The organism is Pseudomonas sp. AC172 (genome assembly GCF_979258595.1).
On the sequence record NZ_OZ409868.1, the window covers coordinates 3,230,521 to 3,252,382 of the forward strand.

19 protein-coding genes are annotated in these 21,862 nt (G+C 58.8%); 10 read left to right on the forward strand and 9 right to left on the reverse strand.

The annotated features are described in order from the left end of the window. Window positions 1-163: 163 nt before the first annotated feature. Entirely contained in the window at window positions 164-2,086 is a 1,923-nt protein-coding gene (locus ACZ0A4_RS14480) for an ATP-binding cassette domain-containing protein (protein ID WP_064117843.1), read from the reverse strand. 214 nt (window positions 2,087-2,300) lie between these two features. On the opposite strand from ACZ0A4_RS14480, the gene ACZ0A4_RS14485 reads away from it, so the two are divergent. Then, window positions 2,301-4,229 (forward strand): transglycosylase SLT domain-containing protein, encoded by a 1,929-nt coding sequence (locus ACZ0A4_RS14485; protein ID WP_463575309.1) that lies wholly within the window; start codon window positions 2,301-2,303, stop codon window positions 4,227-4,229. Window positions 4,230-4,311: 82 nt separating this feature from the next. On the opposite strand, the gene ACZ0A4_RS14490 is transcribed toward ACZ0A4_RS14485, so the two are convergent. Then, entirely contained in the window at window positions 4,312-6,117 is a 1,806-nt protein-coding gene (locus ACZ0A4_RS14490) for an ABC transporter transmembrane domain-containing protein (RefSeq protein ID WP_463575310.1), read from the reverse strand. 255 nt (window positions 6,118-6,372) lie between these two features. Here ACZ0A4_RS14490 and ACZ0A4_RS14495 point away from each other — a divergent pair, with 255 nt between their 5' ends. Continuing rightward, window positions 6,373-6,552 carry a PA1571 family protein gene (locus ACZ0A4_RS14495; protein ID WP_463575311.1) on the forward strand — a complete coding sequence of 60 codons (180 nt, stop codon included), beginning with the start codon at window positions 6,373-6,375 and terminating at the stop codon, window positions 6,550-6,552. Between the two features lie 183 nt (window positions 6,553-6,735). On the opposite strand, the gene pdxB is transcribed toward ACZ0A4_RS14495, so the two are convergent. Further along, window positions 6,736-7,878, reverse strand: coding sequence for a 4-phosphoerythronate dehydrogenase PdxB (gene pdxB / locus ACZ0A4_RS14500; protein WP_463575313.1), 1,143 nt, complete (start codon window positions 7,876-7,878; stop codon window positions 6,736-6,738). Between the two features lie 159 nt (window positions 7,879-8,037). On the opposite strand from pdxB, the gene ACZ0A4_RS14505 reads away from it, so the two are divergent. Further along, on the forward strand, window positions 8,038-9,447 hold the full coding sequence (locus ACZ0A4_RS14505) for an MATE family efflux transporter (protein ID WP_463575314.1): 1,410 nt from the start codon (window positions 8,038-8,040) through the stop codon (window positions 9,445-9,447). Between the two features lie 136 nt (window positions 9,448-9,583). Here the strand turns inward: ACZ0A4_RS14505 and tusA are convergent, their stop codons facing one another. Both tusA and rlmM read right to left on the reverse strand, forming a co-directional pair. After that, window positions 9,584-9,835, reverse strand: coding sequence for a sulfurtransferase TusA (tusA, locus tag ACZ0A4_RS14510; protein WP_463575315.1), 252 nt, complete (start codon window positions 9,833-9,835; stop codon window positions 9,584-9,586). A 162-nt stretch (window positions 9,836-9,997) separates the two neighbouring features. After that, window positions 9,998-11,071: a 23S rRNA (cytidine(2498)-2'-O)-methyltransferase RlmM gene (gene rlmM / locus ACZ0A4_RS14515; RefSeq protein WP_463575316.1), complete on the reverse strand. Its 1,074-nt coding sequence runs from the start codon at window positions 11,069-11,071 to the stop codon at window positions 9,998-10,000. Window positions 11,072-11,292: 221 nt separating this feature from the next. Between rlmM and acnA the strand changes: the two genes are divergently transcribed. After that, on the forward strand, window positions 11,293-14,034 hold the full coding sequence (gene acnA, locus ACZ0A4_RS14520; protein WP_463575317.1) for an aconitate hydratase AcnA: 2,742 nt from the start codon (window positions 11,293-11,295) through the stop codon (window positions 14,032-14,034). 325 nt (window positions 14,035-14,359) lie between these two features. On the opposite strand, the gene ACZ0A4_RS14525 is transcribed toward acnA, so the two are convergent. Together ACZ0A4_RS14525 and ACZ0A4_RS14530 are read right to left on the reverse strand one after the other, a co-directional pair. After that, window positions 14,360-15,175, reverse strand: coding sequence for an aminoglycoside phosphotransferase family protein (locus ACZ0A4_RS14525; protein WP_463575318.1), 816 nt, complete (start codon window positions 15,173-15,175; stop codon window positions 14,360-14,362). Beyond that, a complete protein-coding gene (locus tag ACZ0A4_RS14530) occupies window positions 15,162-15,650 on the reverse strand; it encodes an SRPBCC family protein (RefSeq protein WP_034156451.1) in 489 nt (162 codons plus the stop codon). Before ACZ0A4_RS14530 ends, ACZ0A4_RS14525 begins: the two co-directional genes overlap by 14 nt. Window positions 15,651-15,793: 143 nt before the next feature. On the opposite strand from ACZ0A4_RS14530, the gene ACZ0A4_RS14535 reads away from it, so the two are divergent. Both ACZ0A4_RS14535 and ACZ0A4_RS14540 read left to right on the forward strand, forming a co-directional pair. Beyond that, window positions 15,794-16,087 (forward strand): hypothetical protein, encoded by a 294-nt coding sequence (locus ACZ0A4_RS14535; protein ID WP_463575319.1) that lies wholly within the window; start codon window positions 15,794-15,796, stop codon window positions 16,085-16,087. A gap of 51 nt (window positions 16,088-16,138) precedes the next feature. Next, window positions 16,139-16,543, forward strand: coding sequence for a lysozyme inhibitor LprI family protein (locus ACZ0A4_RS14540; RefSeq protein WP_397484470.1), 405 nt, complete (start codon window positions 16,139-16,141; stop codon window positions 16,541-16,543). A gap of 73 nt (window positions 16,544-16,616) precedes the next feature. Here the strand turns inward: ACZ0A4_RS14540 and ACZ0A4_RS14545 are convergent, their stop codons facing one another. After that, a complete protein-coding gene (locus ACZ0A4_RS14545; RefSeq protein WP_463575320.1) occupies window positions 16,617-17,057 on the reverse strand; it encodes a MerR family transcriptional regulator in 441 nt (146 codons plus the stop codon). Between the two features lie 113 nt (window positions 17,058-17,170). Between ACZ0A4_RS14545 and ACZ0A4_RS14550 the strand changes: the two genes are divergently transcribed. From ACZ0A4_RS14550 to ACZ0A4_RS14565, 4 genes are all read left to right on the forward strand, one after another. Then, on the forward strand, window positions 17,171-17,809 hold the full coding sequence (locus ACZ0A4_RS14550) for an NAD(P)H-dependent oxidoreductase (RefSeq protein WP_463575321.1): 639 nt from the start codon (window positions 17,171-17,173) through the stop codon (window positions 17,807-17,809). A 307-nt stretch (window positions 17,810-18,116) separates the two neighbouring features. Continuing rightward, window positions 18,117-18,722: a hypothetical protein gene (locus tag ACZ0A4_RS14555; protein WP_463575322.1), complete on the forward strand. Its 606-nt coding sequence runs from the start codon at window positions 18,117-18,119 to the stop codon at window positions 18,720-18,722. Window positions 18,723-18,731: 9 nt separating this feature from the next. Further along, the gene (locus ACZ0A4_RS14560) at window positions 18,732-18,938 is read left to right on the forward strand and encodes a helix-turn-helix domain-containing protein (RefSeq protein WP_007910409.1); all 207 of its coding nucleotides are present in this window, start codon (window positions 18,732-18,734) and stop codon (window positions 18,936-18,938) included. Between the two features lie 84 nt (window positions 18,939-19,022). After that, on the forward strand, window positions 19,023-19,694 hold the full coding sequence (locus tag ACZ0A4_RS14565) for a hypothetical protein (protein WP_463575323.1): 672 nt from the start codon (window positions 19,023-19,025) through the stop codon (window positions 19,692-19,694). A 57-nt stretch (window positions 19,695-19,751) separates the two neighbouring features. Here ACZ0A4_RS14565 and mrdA read toward each other — a convergent pair whose 3' ends face one another. Further along, window positions 19,752-21,644 (reverse strand): penicillin-binding protein 2, encoded by a 1,893-nt coding sequence (mrdA, locus tag ACZ0A4_RS14570; protein WP_463575324.1) that lies wholly within the window; start codon window positions 21,642-21,644, stop codon window positions 19,752-19,754. Between the last annotated feature and the right edge of the window lie 218 nt (window positions 21,645-21,862).

Sequence of the window (21,862 nt, forward strand, 5' to 3'; positions counted from 1 at the left end):
TTGTGGCAGCGAGCCTGCTCGCGAAGGCGTTGGCACATTCAGCATTAATGCCGTCTGACACACCGCATTCGCGAGCAGGCTCGCTCCCACATTAGATCCCCAACCCCATATGAAAAGCCCGGCGCTCATCACTGAACGCCGGGCTTTTTCACATCAGGATCAATCAGGCATCCAGCTCGGCCCAACGTTCCACCAACGCATCCAGCTCAGCCTGCAACTGCTCCAGCGAAGCAATCACCTTGGCCGTTTCAGCCGCAGGACGCTGATAGAAACCGGCTTCAGCCATTTCAGCTTCCACGGCAGCAATCTGCTGTTCCTTGGCGTCGATATCGCCCGGCAACGCTTCCAGCTCTCGTTGCAGCTTGTAGCTCAACTTCTTCTTGGCAGCCGGAGCAGCAGCGGCTGGCGCTGCGACCACAGCAGGCTCAGCGGTCACTACTGCGGAGTTCAGGTCAGCCTTGCCGGATTTGCTTTCAGTCACGCCCAGCAGGCGCGGCGAACCGCCCTGACGGATCCAGTCCTGATAGCCGCCGACGTATTCACGCACCTTGCCTTCACCTTCGAAAACCAGGGTGCTGGTGACCACGTTGTCGAGGAATGCCCGGTCGTGACTGACCATCAGCACGGTGCCGTTGAAGGTCAGCAGCACTTCTTCCAGCAGCTCAAGGGTTTCCACGTCGAGGTCGTTGGTCGGTTCGTCGAGGACCAGCAGGTTCGCCGGTTTGCTGAACAGTTTTGCCAGCAACAGACGCGCACGCTCACCACCCGACAGCGCCTTGACCGGCGTGCGGGCACGCTGCGGGCTGAACAGGAAGTCGCCAAGGTAGCTCAGCACGTGACGGCTCTGACCGTCGATATCGATAAAGTCGCGACCTTCGGCGACGTTGTCGATCACGGTTTTTTCCAGATCCAGTTGATGGCGCAACTGGTCGAAGTACGCCACGTCGATCCGCGTGCCCTCTTCCACTTTGCCGCTGGTCGGTTGCAGACCGCTGAGCATCAGTTTCAGCAGGGTGGTCTTGCCGGTGCCGTTGGCGCCGAGCAGACCGATACGGTCGCCGCGCGTCAGCACCATCGAGAAATCCTTGATCAGGAACGGGCCGCCCGGGTGAGCGAAACTCACGTTCTCGAGGACCATTACCTGCTTGCCGGACTTGTCGGCAGTGTCCAACTGAATATTGGCCTTGCCAGTGCGCTCACGACGCTCGCTGCGCTCGACGCGCAACGCTTTCAGGGCGCGAACGCGGCCTTCGTTACGGGTGCGGCGGGCCTTGATGCCCTGGCGGATCCAGACTTCTTCCTGGGCCAGTTTCTTGTCGAAGAGCGCGTTGGCGGTCTCTTCGGCGGCCAGCGCGGCTTCTTTGTGCACGAGGAAGCTGGCGTAGTCGCCGTTCCAGTCGATCAGGCCGCCGCGATCCAGTTCGAGGATGCGCGTGGCGAGGTTTTGCAGGAAGGAACGGTCGTGCGTGATGAACAGCACGGCGCCCTGGAAATCTTTCAGCGCTTCTTCGAGCCAGGCAATCGCACCGATGTCCAGGTGGTTGGTCGGTTCGTCGAGCAGCAGCAGATCCGGCTCGGACACCAGCGCCTGCGCCAGCAGCACGCGACGACGCCAGCCGCCGGACAACTGGGCGAGGGTCTTGTCGGCCGGCAGTTGCAGACGGCTCAAGGTGCTTTCGACCAGAGTCTGCAAACGCCAGCCATCACGGGCTTCGAGGTCTTGCTGAACATGCATCAGCTTGTTCAGGTCTTCTTCAGTGACGCAGTTCTGCGCGAGGTGATGGTACTCGGCGAGCAACGCACCCACGCCATCAAGGCCTTCGGCAACCACGTCGAACACAGTCCGATCGTCGGCCACTGGCAATTCTTGCGGCAATTCGCCGATTTTCAGACCGGGGGCACGCCACACCGAGCCTTCATCGGGCTTCTGGTCGCCCTTGACCAGTTTCATCATGCTGGACTTGCCAGTGCCGTTGCGGCCGATGATGCACACCCGCTCACCACGGGCGATCTGCCAGGACACCTTGTCCAACAACGGCATAGCGCCGAACGCAAGGGACACATCGCTGAATTTGAGCAGGGTCATGAGCTTCTCCAAAAACCGGGCGCGCATTCTACCTGAGTTAGCGCTTCAGCAGGCCGGCAATTTGTCTGTCGAAGCACTCTGCACAACATTTGTTGCGAACTTGTGCTGCGAGGCCGGCAAAGCTTTCGCCGCTTGCTGGCAAAAGGCTAAGCTACAGACAATTCAGTGCTGACCGAGGTCGGCACTTGTCATGATTTCTCTGCCCGGATGTCTCATGCGCAGTCGCCTTTTCAGTGTTTTGTCCTGTTTGCTACTTACCGCCGCTGCCGCTCAATCCGCCCAGGCGGTGGACCTGTCCACCCAACGCCAGTATTACGATGAAGCCAAGCGCGCGCTGGCCAAGGGCGATACCGGCCCGTACTTTCGCTACAGCCAGGCGCTGGCTGATTACCCGCTGGAACCGTACCTGGCCTACGACGAACTGACCGCGCGCCTGAAAACCGCGAGCAATGCAGAAATCGAGAAATTTCTCGCCGAGCACGGCGACCTGCCCCAGGCCAACTGGATGAAACTGCGCTGGTTACGCTGGCTCGCCGACCGTGGCGATTGGGCGACCTTCGTCAAGTACTACGATCCGAAACTCAATTTCACCGAACTGGACTGCCTCAATGCGCAGTACCAGATCAGCAGCGGTCACAAGGCCGAGGGTTACGCCAACGCCGACAAGCTTTGGCTGACCGGCAAATCGCAACCCGCTGCCTGTGACGGACTGTTCGGCCTCTGGGCCGCCGACGGCCAGCTCACCGAACAGAAACGCTGGGAGCGCACCAAACTCGCCGCTCAGACGCGCAACTATCCACTGGCCAACAGTTTGGTCAATGGCCTGACCACCCTCGCCCCACGCGGTCGTTTGCTGGTGGATGTGGCGCAGAAACCGGAGTTGCTGAATCAACCTTCGCGCTTCACCCCGGCCGATGAGCCGATGTCCGATGTGGTCAGCCTCGGCCTGCGCCGTCTCGCCCGTCAGGATCCGGACAAGGCCATGGCGCTGCTCGACGGTTACGCCAGCAGCATGCATTTCTCCCGCGATGAAAAAGTCGCGATCGCCCGGGAAATCGGTCTGACCCTGGCCCGACGCTTCGACAGCCGCGCGCTGGACGTGATGACCAAATACGACCCGGAGTTGCGCGATAACACCGTCTCTGAATGGCGTTTGCGCCTGCTGCTGCGTCTGGCGCGTTGGGACGATGCGTATCAGTTAACCCGCCGTCTGCCGCAGGATCTGGCCACCACCAACCGCTGGCGCTACTGGCAGGCGCGCAGTCTGGAACTGGCCCAGCCGCAAAACCCGGAAGCACAGACCCTGTACAAAGGCCTCGCGCGGGAACGTGACTTCTACGGTTTCCTTGCCGCCGACCGCTCGCAATCGCCGTACTCGCTGAACAACAAGCCGTTGGTCCTCAGCCAGGCACTGATCAACAAGGTGCGCAACACCCCGGGCGTGCGCCGCGCGCTGGAATTCCATGCTCGCGGGCAGATCGTCGACGGTCGTCGCGAGTGGTATCACGTCAGCCGCCATTTCAACCGCGATGAAATGGTTGCCCAGGCGAAACTGGCTTACGACCTGAAATGGTACTTCCCGGCGATCCGCACCATCAGCCAGGCGCAGTACTGGGACGATCTGGATATTCGCTTCCCGATGGCCCACCGCGAAACCCTTGTGCGTGAAGCCAAGGTGCGTGGCCTGCATTCGAGCTGGGTGTTCGCCATCACCCGCCAGGAAAGCGCTTTCATGGACGACGCCCGCTCCGGCGTTGGCGCCAGTGGCCTGATGCAGTTGATGCCCGGCACCGCCAAGGAAACCGCGCGCAAGTTCAGCATCCCGCTGGCCTCGCCGCAGCAGGTACTCGATCCGGACAAGAATATCCAGCTCGGCGCCGCTTACCTGAGCCAGGTGCACAGCCAGTTCAACGGCAACCGCGTCCTCGCCTCCGCCGCCTACAACGCCGGCCCGGGTCGAGTGCGCCAATGGCTACGCGGCGCCGATCACTTGAGTTTCGACGTGTGGGTGGAAAGCATCCCGTTCGATGAAACCCGTCAGTACGTGCAGAACGTATTGTCGTACTCGGTAATCTACGGCCAGAAGCTCAACTCGCCACAGCCGCTGGTGGATTGGCATGAGCGGTACTTTGATGATCAGTGATCACGAGGCTGACGCCGAGTAACAAAAAATGCCCGTATCGCGAGATACGGGCATTTTTTATAGGTACAACCTGAGCGGTTACTTAGTGAATGGCAGGATCGGTGACAGGATTAGTTGAAGCGCTCTTGCCATCATTGAACTGCAACGCCGCCAATCGCGCATACAGCGGATTGCTGACAATCAGTTCCTGATGGGTGCCAATGGCCACAAGCTTGCCCTGATCCATCACTGCAATCCGGTCAGCGTTTTTCACCGTGGCCAGTCGATGCGCAATCACCAGTGTGGTGCGGTTCTGCATCAGACTCGGCAGCGCTTCCTGAATCAGGTGTTCGCTCTGCGCATCGAGGGCGCTGGTGGCTTCGTCCAGCAGCAGGATCGGTGCGTCGACCAGCAACGCCCGGGCGATCGCCAGACGCTGACGCTGCCCACCGGAAAGACCGAGGCCACCATCGCCGAGATGGGTTTGGTAACCGTTGGGCATTTTCTCGATGAAGTCGTGGGCGTGAGCAATTTTTGCCGCCTCCTTGACTTGCTCCAGCGTCGCCCCCGGATTGCCGTAACGAATGTTTTCTTCAACGCTGCCGAAAAACAGCGCCGGCGACTGGGATACCAAAGCGAAGTGACGGCGCAGGTCCAGCGGGTCGAGACGGGTCAGCGGCACACCATCAATGAGGATCCGACCCTCCAGAGGGTCATAAAAGCGCAGCAGCAAGTCGTACACCGTGGACTTGCCGGCACCGGACGGCCCGACCAGCGCCAGTGTTTCGCCAGCCTGGATGGTCAGGTTCAAGCCGTTGACGGCGTAACTTTCGGGGCGCGAAGGATAGGCAAAACGCACCGCCTGCAATTGCAGTTCACCCCGGACGCGCTCCGGCAGGGTCACAAGCCCGGCGGTTGGCGGCTGGATGATATTTTCCGAACTCAACAGCTCAGCGATTCGCTCGGCGGCACCCGCCGCGCGTTGAAGCTCGCCGATCACCTCACTCAACGTGCCGATGGCACTGCCGACGATCAGGCTGTAAAACACAAACGCGGCCAGTTCGCCTCCAGTGATGCGCCCGGCGATCACGTCCATGCCACCGACCCACAACATCACTGCCACCGCGCCGAGCACGAGCACAATGACCATGGTGATCATCCACGAACGCTGAAAGATCCGCTTGCGCGCCGTGTCGAACGCATCCTCGACGGTTGTCGCAAAACGGCGCTCATCCTGCACCTGATGGTTGTACGCCTGTACGGTTTTGATCTGGCCGAGGGTTTCGGAAACGTAGCTACCGATATCGGCGACCCGGTCCTGGCTCAACCGCGACAGATTGCGCACGCGCCGGCCGAAAATCAGAATCGGTGCCACCACGAACGGCAAGGCAATCACTACGATGCTGGTGAGCTTTGCGTTGGTCACGAACAACAGGATGACACCACCAATGACCATCAGCAGGTTGCGCAGGAACATCGACAGCGACGAGCCGATCACCGATTGCAGGAGTGTCGTGTCGGCAGTCAGCCGCGACTGAATCTCCGAACTGCGGTTGTTCTCATAGAAGCCGGGGTGCAGATAGACCAGATGGTTGAAGACCTCACGGCGAATGTCGGCGACGCAGCGCTCACCGATCCACGACACCCAGTAAAACCGTGCGAACGTGCCGACCGCCAGACCCAGCACCATCAACATGAAGATGCCGATGCTCTGATTGAGCTGATGCGGTGACTGAGTCATGAAGCCCCGGTCGACCAACAGTTTGATCCCCTGCCCCATCGACAACGTAACGGCGGCGGTGACGATCAATGCCAGCAGAGCGCCGATGACTTGCCAGCGGTAAGGGGCCAGAAATCGGCTGGTCAGACGCAGGGCGCGCCGGTGCCTTGAAGAAAGCTTCGGGGTCATTCAAGTACGCATCCGTGTTGATGAAAGGGCTAGCGTAAACCTTCTTTGGGGTGGAACTCTGTAAATCACAATGAGTCAGGTTAAATATGCCCCCAAAGACTAGGCCATAGTTGCTATCGGTCTAACGTCGCGGTTGAGACGAACGGTCATTTCTGTTGGACTGGAATGGCCGCTTATGACGGATCGAAGGCGCTGTCACAGCCTGGTCACGTGGCGGTTTTAATCTGGGTACACAACCTGATGAGGAGACAGGCCATGTCCTTGCAACACAGCAGCGATGACAAGATTGAAGTGATCCGCACCAAGCCCGGCCAGACTCTGGGTTGCTCGATTATCGATAAGGATGGGCATGAAGTACCGATCACTGAAGACATGATCCAGGACGCGTGCCGCGAACTGGAGAAGCGATTGGTCAAGCCTGCCGAACAAGAGTGATATAGCCACCGTCTTCCTGACCCGGCCCCTTTGGCCGGGTTTTTTCTGTCTGAACAGTTGAGCTTTGTGTTGAAGCCATCGCTGGCAAGCCAGCTCCCACAAGTTTCGCGGGTGTACTCGGATTTTGAGTACGACGAAAATCTTGTGGGAGCTGGCTTGCCAGCGATGAAGCCACCTCGGTTGCTAGACAGCCACCGCGCCGAGCGCCGCCACGATTCTCGCCAACGCCGGCGACTCCCCTTCAATCCGCACCTTCAGCCCTTCAATCTCGCGCCGCACCGGATACTGCTTGCGCAACACGTCGAACGCCGCCCGCTGCTCGCCGACATTGCCTACAAGGCTGCGGCGAAAATCCGCGTCATCGCGGCGCGGGTCGTACACCCCACGGCATAACATCGCCAGCGCCCACGCCGGATCGCTGTCAACATGCAGGGTCACTTCAGACAACCACGGCGCCGGCAACAGATCACTGAGTTGAATAATTGCCGGTTGGCCGATGAATGCGCAATACGCCTGATAGATCTGCGCCGTTCCACGTTGTTTGCCGTCGAGGCTGTAACCGGCAATGTGCGGGGTCGCCAACACGCAGAGTTCGGCCAGTGCCACATCAACCTCCGGTTCGGCTTCCCAGACGTCGAGAACGGCTTGCAGGTCTTCACGCTCCAGTAGCACTTCTCGCAGGGCTACGTTATCCACCACTGGACCGCGCGCCGCGTTGATCAACCACGCACCGGGCTTGAGCTGCTGCAAACGCTGCTGATCGAACAAATGCCAGGTTGCGCCGTCACCGCTACGGGTCAACGGCGTGTGCAGACTGATCACGTCGCATTGCTCGATGATCTGTTCGAGGCTGACGTAATCGCCACCCTCGGCAGCCTGACGTGGCGGATCGCAGACTTTGACGTTCCAGCCCAGGCCCTTCAGGACCTGGATAAGCCGCCCTCCCACCTCACCCGCGCCGACGACACCATAACTGCGCTGAGTGAGATCGACGCCTTCGATTTCGGCGAGGGTCATCAGGCTACCCAGCACGTAATCGACCACGCCCCGAGCGTTACAGCCGGGGGCACTGGACCAGGTAATGCCGGCCTCATTGAAATACCCGAGATCCAGATGATCAGTGCCAATGGTGCAGGTACCGACAAAGCGAACCTTGCTGCCCTCAAGCAACGCACGATTGACGTTGGTCACCGAACGTACGAGCAAAACGTCGGCCTGCTCGACCGTCGTACGGTCGATGGAACGGCCCGGCACCCGGCGGATCTCGCCGAAACCGGCAAAAAAAGCATCGAGCAGCGGGATATTTTCGTCGGCAACAATCAGCATGGCGGGCTCCTTTGGCGGATCGGCAGTTTAGGTGCAGATCGGTCGCCGGGCCAGCGGGCTTTGCGCTTACAAATCCGCAACAGAGGATTTTTCCTGACTGTAACGTCAGCGGCGTAGAATGCGGCGCCTTGCGCATCAACCTCTGTGGACGCTTTGCCTGTGAATTCTGTAACTGACCAACCTGTCGCCGTCTCCCTGACCCGCCCCGCGCGGATTCGTCTGGAATTCAAGAACCTGCTGGCCCTCGCGCTGCCGATCATCATTGCGCAGTTGGCGACCACGGCCATGGGCTTCGTCGATGCGGTGATGGCCGGCCGCGTCGGGCCGAAGGATCTGGCGGCGGTGGCGCTGGGCAACTCGATCTGGGTGCCGGTGTTTCTGCTGATGACCGGCACGCTGCTGGCAACCACGCCGAAAGTCGCCCAGCGTTTTGGCGCTGGCACTCACAGCGAAATCGGCCCGCTCGTGCGTCAGGCGTTGTGGCTGGCGCTGGTGGTAGGGCTGATCGCGACGGCGATGCTGGTCGCCGCCGAGCCGGTGCTGCACTTGATGAAGGTCGACCCCGAGCTGATCGGCCCGTGCATGCAATACCTGCACGGCATCGCCAGCGGCCTGCCGGCAGTGGCGTTCTATCACGTGCTGCGCTGCACCAGTGACGGCATCGGTCGTACCCGCCCGGCAATGGTGTTGGGCCTGTGCGGTCTGGCGCTGAATATTCCGCTGAACTACGTCTTCATCTATGGCCACTTTGGTGTGCCGGCCATGGGCGGCGTCGGTTGCGGTTGGGCCACGGCGATCGTGATGTGGGTGATGGCGTTGGGGCTGGCCGGGTATGAGCGTTGGGCGCCGGCCTATCGTTCAAGCGAGATTTTCAGCCGTTTCGACTGGCCGCAATGGACGGTGATTAAACGTCTGCTGGCGATTGGTCTGCCGATCGGCATCGCGGTGTTTGCCGAATCGAGCATTTTTGCCGTCATCGCCCTGCTGATCGGTAGCCTCGGCGCGACCGTGGTGGCAGGGCACCAGATTGCGCTGAACGTCAGCTCGCTGGTGTTCATGATTCCCTACTCGCTGGGCATGGCCGTTACCGTGCGCGTCGGTCAGGCACTGGGCCGCGAAGAACCACGCGAAGCGCGCTTTGCCGCTGGCGTCGGCATGGGCACTGCGCTGGGTTACGCCTGCCTGTCGGCGAGCATGATGCTGTTGCTGCGCGAGCCGATTGCGGCGATCTACACCGCTGACCCGACGGTGATTCACATCGCGGCGATGCTGATTGTGTATTCGGCGCTGTTCCAGTTTTCCGACGCCATCCAGGTGACCGCTGCCGGCGCGCTGCGTGGTTATCAGGACACTCGGGTGACGATGATCCTGACGCTGTTCGCTTATTGGGGCATTGGTTTGCCGGTGGGCTATGCCCTCGGCCTGACCGACTGGCTCGGCGAGCCACGTGGCCCGAGCGGCTTGTGGCAGGGTTTGATCGTTGGCCTGAGCTGTGCGGCGTTGATGCTGTCGATTCGCCTGACGCGTAGTGCGCGCAAGCGTATTCGGATCAGTCGCTCGGCGGGTTAAATACCTTACGCAAGACAAAAAAATGTGGGAGCGAGCCTGCTCGCGAATGCGGTGTATCAGTCGCCATCAATAGTGACTGAGATCCGCTTTCGCGAGCAGGCTCGCTCCCACATCTGGTTTTACGTTTGCCCGGGATTCAGGCGTGCTTCTTGCGAATCCAGTACAGGTAAGTACCGGCCTCCTCGTGCTGGCTCACCAGTTCGTGGTCGAGAAACACACAGAACTTGGGAATGTCGCGTCGGGTCGACGGGTCGGTGGCGATCACCTTGAGCAGTCCGCCGGGCGCCAGGTCACGGATGTGCTGGTGCAACATCATCACCGGCTCCGGGCAATTGAGGCCGGTGGCGTCGAGGGTGCCGTCGACCGGGGTATCGATCATTTCACTCATGATTCACTCCTGAAACTGGCCGGCATTGTCGCGCATTGCCGGGGGAATCGTCTAACCCCTGTGGGAGCGAGCTTGCTCGCGAAAGCGGTATGTCATTCAGCATGGAGGTGACTGATACGGCGCCTTCGCGAGCAAGCTCGCTCCCACAGGTTACGTGTTGTTTCAGCGGGATTTGGCTTTCTTGGTGTCGTGACGGCGCAAATGGCAGGTCACTTCTTCGCGGTCGTGATACAGCTGCTTGCAGCCGATATCGACCTTGATCCCGCGTGCCTTGAAACCATCGGCAATGCGCTCGAGCAAGCGCTTCACTTCGGCGTAACGTTGTTTCATCGGCAACTTCAGGTTGACCACCGCCTCGCGGCAATGCCCTTCACCGATCCACTCTTCAAGCATCGCGGCATTACGCGCCGGCTTCTCAACGATGTCGCAGACCATCCAGTCCACCGGTTGCTTGGGCTTGAAGGTGAAACCGTCGGCCATCAAATGCTGCACCAGACCAGTGTCCATCAGGCTTTCGGCCATCGGGCCGTTGTCGATGGCAGTCACCAGCATACCGCGATTGACCAGTTGCCAGGTCCAGCCGCCCGGCGCCGCGCCGAGGTCGACGCCGGTCATGTCGCTGTGCAGGCGATCTTCCCACTGATCACGCGGGATAAAGTGGTGCCATGCCTCTTCCAGCTTCAGCGTCGAACGACTCGGCGCTTCACGCGGGAACTTCAGGCGCGGAATGCCCATTGGCCACATCGCCGAGTTACCGGCATCGGCCATCCCCAGAAACACTTCACGACCGCTCTTGAAGGTCAGCAACAGACGCGGCTTGCTGGCGTCATCGACCAGTTTGCCAGCGCCGGTCAACGCCTTGCGCAGCGGGCCTTCGAATTTCTTGCAGAAGTTCGAGAGTTCCTTGCCGTCGTTGGTGTCGACGACTTCCAGCCACAAGCTGCCGCACACCGGGAAATCGGCCATTTGCGCGAGGATCACGCTGATGCGATCGTTTTCCGGCAGGTCGATGAAGACCCCGCGCGCCCATTGGCGCGGGAAGATCAGTTCGGCAAAGCGCTGTCCGCGCATCAGGCGCTCGGCGCCGTCTTCTTCGGTGCAGACAAACTCGGCGCACGCGGTGGCCGCTTTGGCCTTGGCGTAGCCGGCCACGTTAAGTTGGGCGGCGAGGTCGGAAATCTCCGAACAGACTTCGCCTTCGAAGCCTGGCCGGCAATGCATGAATAGGGTGTTCATTCTTACTCCTGGGCAGAGGGCGGTGATTCGGCCCCTGCGCGATGCTCAGGCCTTGCGCTGAAGCAAAGCCTGTCACGAAAACCGGCGCATGATAGCCGATGTCGGAACCTTGGTTCCGCTCATAGAGTCCAGTTATTAGCCAGCTACCTAAAACAGGGCTAGGTTTAAAGCTCTATTCGTCCCCCGATCCGTAGCCGTGCGGATTCAAAGGAGTGATTGTAATGCCGTCCCTCGATAGCCTGAAAACGCTCAAAACCCTGCAAATCGACGACAAGATCTACCACTACTTCAGCCTGCCGGATGCCGCCAAAAGCCTGGGCGATCTCGACAAGCTACCGATGTCACTGAAAGTCCTGCTGGAAAACCTGCTGCGCTGGGAAGATGAAAAAACTGTCACCGGCGCTGACCTCAAGGCGATTGCCGCCTGGCTCAAGGAGCGTCGCTCCGATCGCGAGATTCAATACCGCCCTGCCCGCGTCCTGATGCAGGATTTTACCGGAGTACCCGCCGTGGTTGACCTCGCCGCCATGCGTGCGGCGATGGCCAAGGCTGGCGGCGATCCACAGCGAATCAATCCGCTATCGCCGGTGGACCTGGTGATCGACCACTCGGTGATGGTCGACAAATTCGCCACGCCTAGCGCGTTCGAGCAGAACGTCGACATCGAAATGCAACGTAACGGCGAACGTTATGCCTTCCTGCGTTGGGGCCAAAGCGCCTTCGACAACTTCAGCGTGGTGCCGCCGGGCACCGGCATCTGCCATCAGGTTAACCTCGAGTACCTCGGCCGCACCGTGTGGACCAAGGATGAAGACGACCGCACCTACGCGTTCCCCGATACGCTGGTCGGCACCGACTCGCACACCACCATGATCAACGGCCTCGGCGTACTCGGCTGGGGCGTCGGCGGGATCGAAGCCGAAGCGGCGATGCTCGGGCAACCGGTGTCGATGCTGATTCCGGAAGTGGTCGGCTTCAAACTGACCGGCAAACTCAAGGAAGGCATCACCGCCACCGATCTGGTGCTGACCGTCACGCAAATGCTGCGCAAGAAAGGTGTGGTCGGCAAGTTCGTCGAGTTCTACGGTGACGGACTCGCTGATCTGCCGCTGGCCGACCGCGCGACCATCGCCAACATGGCTCCGGAATACGGCGCGACGTGCGGCTTCTTCCCGGTCGATGACGTGACGTTGGAATATCTGCGCCTGTCCGGCCGGCCACCAGAAACAGTGAAACTGGTCGAGGCGTACACCAAGGCTCAAGGCCTGTGGCGTCTGCCCGGTCAGGAGCCGGTGTTCACCGACAGCCTGGCGTTGGACATGGGCAGCGTCGAAGCGAGTCTGGCAGGACCGAAACGCCCGCAGGATCGCGTCTCGCTGCCGAATGTACCGCAAGCCTTCAGCGACTTCATCGATCTGCAATTCAAACCCACCAGTAAGGAAGAAGGACGCCTGGAAAGTGAGGGTGGCGGCGGCGTCGCGGTGGGCAATGCCGATCTGGTCGGCGAAACGGAATACGAGTACGAAGGCCACACCTATCGGCTGAAAAACGGCGCCGTGGTCATCGCTGCGATCACTTCATGCACCAACACCTCGAACCCGAGCGTGATGATGGCCGCCGGATTACTGGCGAAAAAAGCCGTGGAGAAAGGCCTGACGCGCAAACCGTGGGTGAAGAGTTCGCTGGCACCGGGCTCGAAAGTGGTCACCGACTACTACAAGGCAGCGGGGTTGACGCAATACCTTGATCAGCTCGGCTTTTCGCTGGTCGGTTATGGCTGCACCACCTGCATCGGCAACTCGGGACCGCTACCCGAGCCGATCGAGAAAGCCATTCAGAAAGCCGACCTGACCGTCGCGTCGGTGCTATCCGGCAACCGCAACTTCGAAGGCCGCGTGCATCCCTTGGTGAAAACCAACTGGCTGGCGTCGCCGCCGCTGGTGGTCGCCTATGCGCTGGCCGGCAGCGTGCGCAGCGATATCAGCAGCGAACCGCTGGGCGAGGATCAGCAGGGCAATCCGGTGTATCTGCGCGATATCTGGCCATCGAGTAAAGAGATTGCCGATGCGGTCAATCAGGTCAACACCGCGATGTTCCACAAGGAATACGCCGAAGTGTTTGCCGGCGATGAGCAGTGGCAGGCCATCGAGGTGCCGCAAGCGGCGACTTACGTGTGGCAGGACGATTCGACTTACATCCAGCATCCGCCATTCTTCGACGATATTTCCGGCCCGCTGCCAGAAGTCAAAGACGTCAAAGGCGCACGCGTGCTGGCCCTGCTTGGCGATTCGGTGACCACTGACCACATCTCCCCTGCCGGCAACATCAAGGCTGACAGTCCGGCCGGTCGTTATCTGCGCGAAAAAGGCGTGGAGCCACGGGACTTCAACTCTTACGGCTCACGACGCGGCAATCATGAAGTGATGATGCGCGGCACCTTCGCCAATATCCGTATCCGTAACGAAATGCTCGGCGGTGAAGAAGGTGGCAACACGATCTACATTCCAACCGGCGAGAAACTGGCGATCTACGACGCAGCGATGAAGTATCAGGCTTCGGGCACGCCGCTGGTGGTGATTGCCGGGCAGGAATACGGCACCGGTTCCAGCCGTGACTGGGCGGCGAAGGGCACCAACCTGCTGGGCGTCAAAGCGGTGATCGCCGAGAGTTTCGAGCGGATTCACCGCTCCAACCTGGTGGGCATGGGCGTGCTACCACTGCAGTTCAAGCTTGATCAGAACCGCAAGAGCCTCAACCTGACCGGCAAGGAAACCTTTGAAATCCAGGGTCTGACCGGCGTCGAGCTGACACCGCGAATGAATCTGCCGCTGGTGATCACCCGTGAGGATGGGCGTCAGGAAAAAATCGACGTACTGTGCAGGATCGATACGTTGAATGAGGTCGAGTACTTCAAATCGGGCGGGATTTTGCATTACGTCCTGCGCCAGTTGATCGCCTCGTAACGCACAAACCAAAGTAGGAGCTGCCGCAGGCTGCGATCTTTTGATCTTGCTTTTAAAAGCCAAAGTCAAAAGATCGCAGCCTGCGGCAGCTCCTACATACAGGCGAAAAAAAACCCGCCGAAGCGGGTTTTTCCCAAGACCATTATCGACTCCCTGTCGGCAGCGATCCTTGCAAATGGTCGATCATCCTTGATCCTGAAACACTCCCTGTGTCTCAGTTGATGTGTGTAGATTACGCAGTGGATCCAATCGGCAATAGTCGTAAAAGCTACCAGTGCGTGTAAGACATTCGCCATAGCAACCCTTCCGAAAACCCTTAGCCCTGTCAGGCATCGAGCATGGAAGCCGCGATCTGCACGACTTTCAGCTGGCCCGAGGCCTTTTCCAGCGCGTCATCCTCCAGAAACCACGCAGCCGACAACCCGGCGAACGCCAGCACCCACTGCAGCAGCCTGCGGCGATCAAGCCCGGCAGCCTCGACAATCACATCCAGCTGTCGGCGAAAGCGCGAGGGATCCGTGGCCGTCGGCAAGTCCGGGTTGCAAATCAGGTTGGCGTAATCAAAACCGCGCTCGCCCTTGACCCGTTTCGGATCGATGGCCAGCCAGCCACGCGACTGGAAATCCAGCACATTGTCGTGATGCATGTCGCCGTGGAGCACCACCACTTCCCGTGGATCGGCGAGCAGGGCTTCGGCGGTTTGCAGGCTCAGAGCATAGAGACCGCCATGTTGTGCAGCCGCGATGCGCAGCGACGCAAACCATGGCCCTAACTCCACCAGCGGCGGTGGTGGCGTTTCACGCGGTGCATGCAATCGCGCCAGCGCGGAACAGAGAATCCGGCTCGCCTCGTCCTCCTCGCCGTTTATTGCCATGTGCATCAGCGAGCGCCGGCCCATAGCGCGTTCCATCAGCAGACCATCCTCGTGATGCGCCAACACTCGTGCAGCGCCGTCACCGTCCCACCAGGTCATCAGCAGATTGCCGTACTTCTCGTCGACATCCAGCGCCACCTTGAGCATCGCCGGTGTGTCGTTCAGGCAGACCGGCAACAGATGGCTGCCGGGCGTGATGATCGGCGCACCGTCTGGCAGCAGTGCCCAGCGCTTCAGCCAAGGTTGAAAAATGTCAGCCACCGTCACGCTCGCGGGCCTTGGCGCTCTCGGCAAGAAACAGTTCAAGCCGGCTCAACTGCTCCTCCCAGCCCCGGCTGTCCATGAAATAGGCTTCTTTCTGGCGAACATCCGGGATATGCGCGAAACCCGACTCGGAAACCTTGAGCAGTGTGCCGTCCTCGTAATCCTGCAACTCGAACTTGACCAGCGTGGTCGGCTCCTGGGAATAGTCGATCTTCGGATTCACCGCGTACGGATGCCAGCGAAATGAAAACAGCTGCTGTGGCTCGACCCGCTCGATCAGCACATTCCACAACACATGTTCATAACCTGGATACGTGACCTGCCCTTGCGTCCATTCGCCGGCAATAAACCGCCTGCCCTCGAGCGCCACCCCAAACCACTGGCCAAACGCCTCGGCATCGACCAAAGCGCGCCAGACATGGGAACGCGGCGCCTTGAGTGTGATCTTGCGTTCGAAACTATTGGGTACTGGTTTCATACGTCACCTCCTGTTTTGAACACTAGGCCTGTATGACCACATGTCCAATGTGAAGTTGTATCAAGCGGCTATTTGGTAGACATCGAAGGTGCACTGCAGTGTCTACACTTACTTGGTTATTTCCACATGTGGCGGAGCAGACCATGCAGTTTTTGCGATTCATCAGCCTGTGGACATTGCCGCTGACGCTTTGCGCCTGCGTCACTTCTGTCGATCACTGGAGCAGAGCGGGTGCAACCCAGGCCACGATCGACCACGACAAGGCTGAGTGCCAGTACCAAGCCAAGTCTGCGACGGCCAGTTACAACAGCACACCTTCGGATAAAAGCATGGAGGCCGCCGTCGGCGCCGGGGTGGGTGATGGAATCGTGGTGGCCGAAAAACAGATCGAACTGACCAATGACTGCATGCGCCTGCGCGGCTACAGCGGCAGTTGAGTCTGATCGATACAATGCCTGCTATTCCTGATATCTAAAGCGAGAACTCCCATGTCCCCACGCCTGCTTCTGGCCCTGACACCTTTCCTGTTCACTCCGCTCGCCCACGCCGCCGTCGACTGCGCCAACGCCAGCGATCAGGCGACGATGAACCAGTGCGCCGGGCAGGACTTCAAAGCGGCGGACAAAGAGTTGAACACGGTGTATCAGCAGATCACCGCGCGCTTGAAGGACAACCCGGATGGCAAGAAGCTGTTGGTCAGTGCACAGCGGGCGTGGCTCGGGTTTAGGGATGCCGAGTGCAAGTTTTCATCGTCCGGGGTAACGGGCGGGAGCGTTTATCCGTGGGTTTACAGCAGTTGCCTGACCGGCGTGACCAAGGTCCGGGTTGAGTCGCTGAAACAGTATTTGAAGTGTGAGGAAGGTGACATGAGTTGCCCGGTGCCTGGGGCCTGATTTATTGCGGCGGTATTGAGAGATCTTTCGCGAGCAGGCTCGCGCCCACATTGGAACGCATTTCAAATGTGGGTCAACGCCCGTGCAATGCGTTGCGCGTGATCATGTTATGCTCAGGCCGATACGACTCGGCCCGGTGCGCACTCGCGCACACGACAGGCGCACCACTGCGCAAACTTTCCTCAAGCACCTGCCGTAGCCGCAACAAACCCTCCCGCTGTAGCGCCAGGTTGGCCTCGATCTGGCGTATCTCATCCATACGGATATCGATTTGCTCGATGGTCAGCGATTTCGAACAACTCCCGTCCTGCAAGAACAGCCCGCGTATGGTGTCGAGAGAAAATCCCAGCCGCTGGGCATCGCGCACCAGAATCAATCGCGCGACAGCCGCCTCGCCATAGTGGCGATATCCGTTGGCGTCACGGGTAGAAGGCTCCAGCAAACCCTGCTCCTCGTAATAACGTATTGCCGAAGCGGCCACACCGGTGCGCTTGGAAACCTCTCCAATTTTCATAAAAGAGCTTGACCTTCAAGTTGGCTTTAATCGTTAGCATAAGCCCAGGTTCAGCACGGCAGCCAGTCGTTATTGACCCACCTGAACATCTTTCACCTTTATGGAATTTGATGATGAGCACACTGACAGACCTGCTGAAATGGCGCTACGCAACGAAAAAGTACGACCCTTCCCGGACGGTGTCCGATGAAAAAATCGAACGCATTCTGGAAGCTGTACGGTTAACGCCGACATCAAGTGGACTGCAACCTTTTGAATTGCTCGTAGTGACCAATCCAGAGATTCGCGAAAAGATCAAAGCCGTCAGCTGGAATCAGCAGCAGGTTACCGACTGCTCTCATTTGCTGGTGTTTGCCGCTTGGGATGACATCACTGCGGAGCGAGTCAATATGATGTTCGACCTGACCAATGAAGTACGCGGAACCGTTAACGAGGGCTGGGAAAATTATCGTCAGATGCTCTTGGGCATTGTCGCTGAACGTGGCAAGGAGGCTAATTATCAGGCGGCTGCGCGGCAGGCCTATATCGGTTTGGGCTCGGCTTTGATCGCCGCGGCATTTGAAGAAGTCGATGCCACACCGATGGAAGGTTTCGACCCCGCAGCCATCGATGAAATCCTCGGACTCGCGGCTCGTAACTTACGCAGTGTGGTGATTCTGCCACTGGGCCATAGAGCCACTGAGGGAGACTGGTTGGTCAACTTGAAAAAGGTTCGCCGCTCGCGGGAAAACTTCATTACCGAGATCAAGTAAGCGCTACAGGAGCGGGCGACTGAGCATGCCTGTGGCGTGTGTCCCCGCTCTAATCAATTCCTGCCCCCGTCATCGATACCCGCGGCCACCGAATAGATCGCGCTCCCTCCTCTGCTCTCGACTTGCATCGAATTCGAGAGCCTATCGACATTGAAATCCCTCCAAAGCGAATGAACTGAAGACGATGCCGTGGCCCGGCATCCCGATGCCAAGAGCGACCTTAACAAAACAAGAACAATTTATTATTGCCATTCGATAATTTTACATCGAGAATTAGTCATTCCCAATGACACCGCAAGGATTTTTCATGAGTACTCGTAACAACGGATTGGCACTGCAGCGCATGCATTGGGTCGGACTACTGGCAGCGATTCTTGTCTGGGTTTTAGGGGCGACCGAGGTCGGCGGCAATGCGTCGATCTGGTTCTTTAAAACGGATGAAATGCTCGCCGCCCTGCTCTACGCCTTCGCCGAAAACTCGCCGCAATTACTTGACCCGTTTGTCGAAGGTACGCTGCTTGACCCCAATACATGGCTCTCGCCAGTGGTTACTGCATTACTCGTAATGTTGGACTTCGTGCCCGTTTTGCTTTCGACCTACGTGCTCTGGCTGACAGGGCTGTTTTTCCTGCGCTTGTCCCGCGGCGAAACCTGGACAGAGCGTAATATCAAGGTGCTGTGGCGAGTGGGGATTCTGTGCATCATTGCTCCGGCCACCTACCCGCTGGTAGAGACCTTGCAAGGTTTGGCACTGTCTATTGATCTGCCTCCTGGGGATCGCATCTTTCAATTCTCGATTGGCCTGTCTTCCTCTTCTGCCTACGAGATTGTCAAAGGCGTATTGCTCTGTTTATTTTCAATTATCATGCGCGATGCAAAAGTACTCAGCGATGAGCAAAGTCAATACATATAGAACAATACAATGACCATTATCGTCCGCCTTGACGTTGTCATGGCCACGCAAAAAATTCGCTCGAAAGAGTTAGCCAGCCTGCTGGGCATCACCGAGGCCAATCTGTCATTACTGAAAAATGGCAAGGTCAAGGGCGTGAAAATGGCCACTCTGGATAAACTCTGTGCAGCACTCGATTGCCAACCCGGCGACCTGCTGGAATATCAGAAAGACTGAGCCTTGCGCATGCGCGAACGTTAATTGTCGCCAGTCCCCACCGTTTAACTCTTATTCAATCCTTAGTTGCAAGGCGGCTTAGTCATGACCCGGTTTTTATTCTGCGCGCTGTTTTTACTGACAGCGTTGATCAGCGGCTGCGCCACACAAATGGACGTGGCGCTGAATGCCACACCTGATCCGGACTATCACTTCGATCGAAAAGCGACTGTGCTGGTGACTTCTGCGGGCGGCAGTGACGAAAACGCACTTAATGCACGCTACTACCTACGGGACATGGTTAATGCGCTAAAAGACAGGGGCTACCAAGAGGTTTATACCGACGCCAGTCTGCCGAAGAATCACGCGCCGATAAAAATGACCGTCAGCCTCGATATCGGCAGCCGACAGGTGACTTACCGCTATACCGCCACCGAGTATGGGCAGGTGCCGACCAGCACTTCTACCGTGTGCAAGACCAGCAAGAAAAAGGACGATCGGCTGACGTGCACGAGTAAACCGAATACGACCTATGGCCCGATAGGTACCTCGGAGCGAACCGGTTACACCACGCTCAGTACTTTCATTGCCACTGCCCGGGATGAGGCCAGCAAGCGCACCGTCTACCTGCTTCGCGCCTCGTCGTATAACGAGGACTGCCAGTCCGCCAAGGTCGAAGACTTTCTAGTAGAGCAAGGCTTGCAGAACCTGAACTTCGAGGACCGTGTGCAGCGCAACTACACCGTCACGATGCCCGAAGGCTACCGCTGCAAGTAGACTTTGCAGGTCAACCAACAGCCTCGGCTCTCCAGCATGAGCCGGGGCTGCGAACCTTTAGACGTGCGGGTCTCCAGGCGCCTTGGACGGCGCCGCATATTGCGGCTTGAGATGGCCGTCCTGATCAAGTAGCCAAGCGTCCATGATCTGCCGCACCACAGGGCCGGCGACACGACCACCGGCCTCGCCGTTTTCGATCATCACCGAAATCGCAATCTTCGGATGCTCGGCCGGCGCGAAGCCAACGAACAAGGCGTTGTCGCGGTGGCGCTCGAGGGTTTTCTCGCGGTTATAACGCTCGCCCTGCTTGATGGCCACCACCTGCGCCGTACCACTCTTGCCAGCGATACGGTATTGCGCACCGGCCGCGGCCGCACGAGCGATGCCTCGGGCATCGTGCATCACCATCTGCATGCCGTGATTGACCTGCTCCCAGTCTCGCGGATCCTTGAGCAGGATGTTCGGCATCGGATGCTCATCGACCGGGGCAACGCCATCGACGGTTTTGGCCAGGTGTGGGCGGTTCCACACACCTTTGTTGGCGATCAATGCCGTGGCCTGAGCCAGTTGCAGTGGCGTGACCTGCATGTAGCCCTGACCAATGCCGAGGATGACCGTTTCGCCCGGGAACCAGGCTTGCCGGCGAGTCGCGCGCTTCCAGGCTTGCGATGGCATCAGACCGGGCGACTCTTCAAACATGTCCAGCGAGACTTTCTCGCCTAGGCCGAACATCGCCATGTAATCGTGCAGGCGATCGATGCCGAGCTTATGCGCGAGGTCGTAGAAATAGGTGTCATTGGAACGCATGATCGCCGCGTCCATGTCCACCCAGCCATCGCCGCTGTGGTTCCAGTTGCGGTACTTGTGATCGAAGTCCGGGAGCTGGTAGTAACCGGGGTCGAAAACGCGGGTCTGCGGCGTCACGACACCGGCGTCGAGGCCGGCGATGGCCACCTCTGGCTTGATCGTCGAGCCCGGCGCGTAGAGCCCGCGCAGTACGCGGTTGAACAGCGGACGGTCGATCGAATCTCGCAGTGCCGAGTATTCCTTGGAGCTGATACCGGTGACGAACAGATTCGGGTCGAAGCTGGGATTGCTGACCATGGCCAACACTTCACCGGTCGACGGATCGAGCGCTACCACGGAACCACGACGATCACCCAGAGCCGCTTCGGCAGCTTCCTGGAGTTTGATGTCGAGGCTCAGGACGATGTTCTGGCCAGGAACTGGATCGGTATGTTTGAGTACACGGAGCACACGACCCTGGGCGTTGGTTTCCACCTCTTCATAACCAACGTGACCGTGCAACTGCGCTTCGTAGAAACGCTCGATGCCGGTTTTGCCGATGGATTGAGTACCGCGATATTCGACCGAATCGAGGCTTTTGGATTCTTTTTCGTTGATCCGGCCGACGTAACCGATTGAGTGGGCGAAATGTGCGCCGAGCGGATAATGACGGACAAACTGCGGTTCGACATCAAGGCCTGGGAGGCGGAACTCGTTGACGGCCAGTACGGCGATCTGTTCCTCCGTCAGCTCATAGAACAGCGTCACCGGCGTAAATGGGTGGCGGGACTGCTTCATGGCTTTATCGAAGACTGTGCGATCTTCTGCAGGCAGATGCAGGAGATTAATGACTTCGTCCAGTTCTTGATTGACGTCAGTGGCTCGTTCGCGGGTGACGGTCAGGTTGAAACTGGGACGGTTATCGGCGAGCAGCACGCCATTGCGATCGTAGATCAAGCCGCGTGTCGGCGGGATCGGCAAGACGTGGACGCGGTTGTTTTCGGAGATGGTCGAGTGGTAGTCGAACTCCACCACTTGCAGGATGTACAGGCGCACGACCAGGGCGCAGCTGATGGCAAAGACAAATAAGGCGCAGGCAATCAACCGTTTGTTGACCAGACGCGTCTCTTTTTCGTGATCCTTGATCGGGATGGGTTCAGGCATTTCTACAGCAACTCTTTGACATAAATGAATGCCGATCCGTGGGCATGACATCAGTCCGTTAAAAAACGAGCTGCACCATACCAAAAACTGCCCGGTCACTTCAGAAGGAATTTCCCCAATGGCCATTTCTTGCGACGGCTGGGACAGCGGTGCCCCACGAAAACTTTCCTGCGGACAAAACAAAACCCCAACTGCTTTCGCAATTGGGGTTTCGGAAT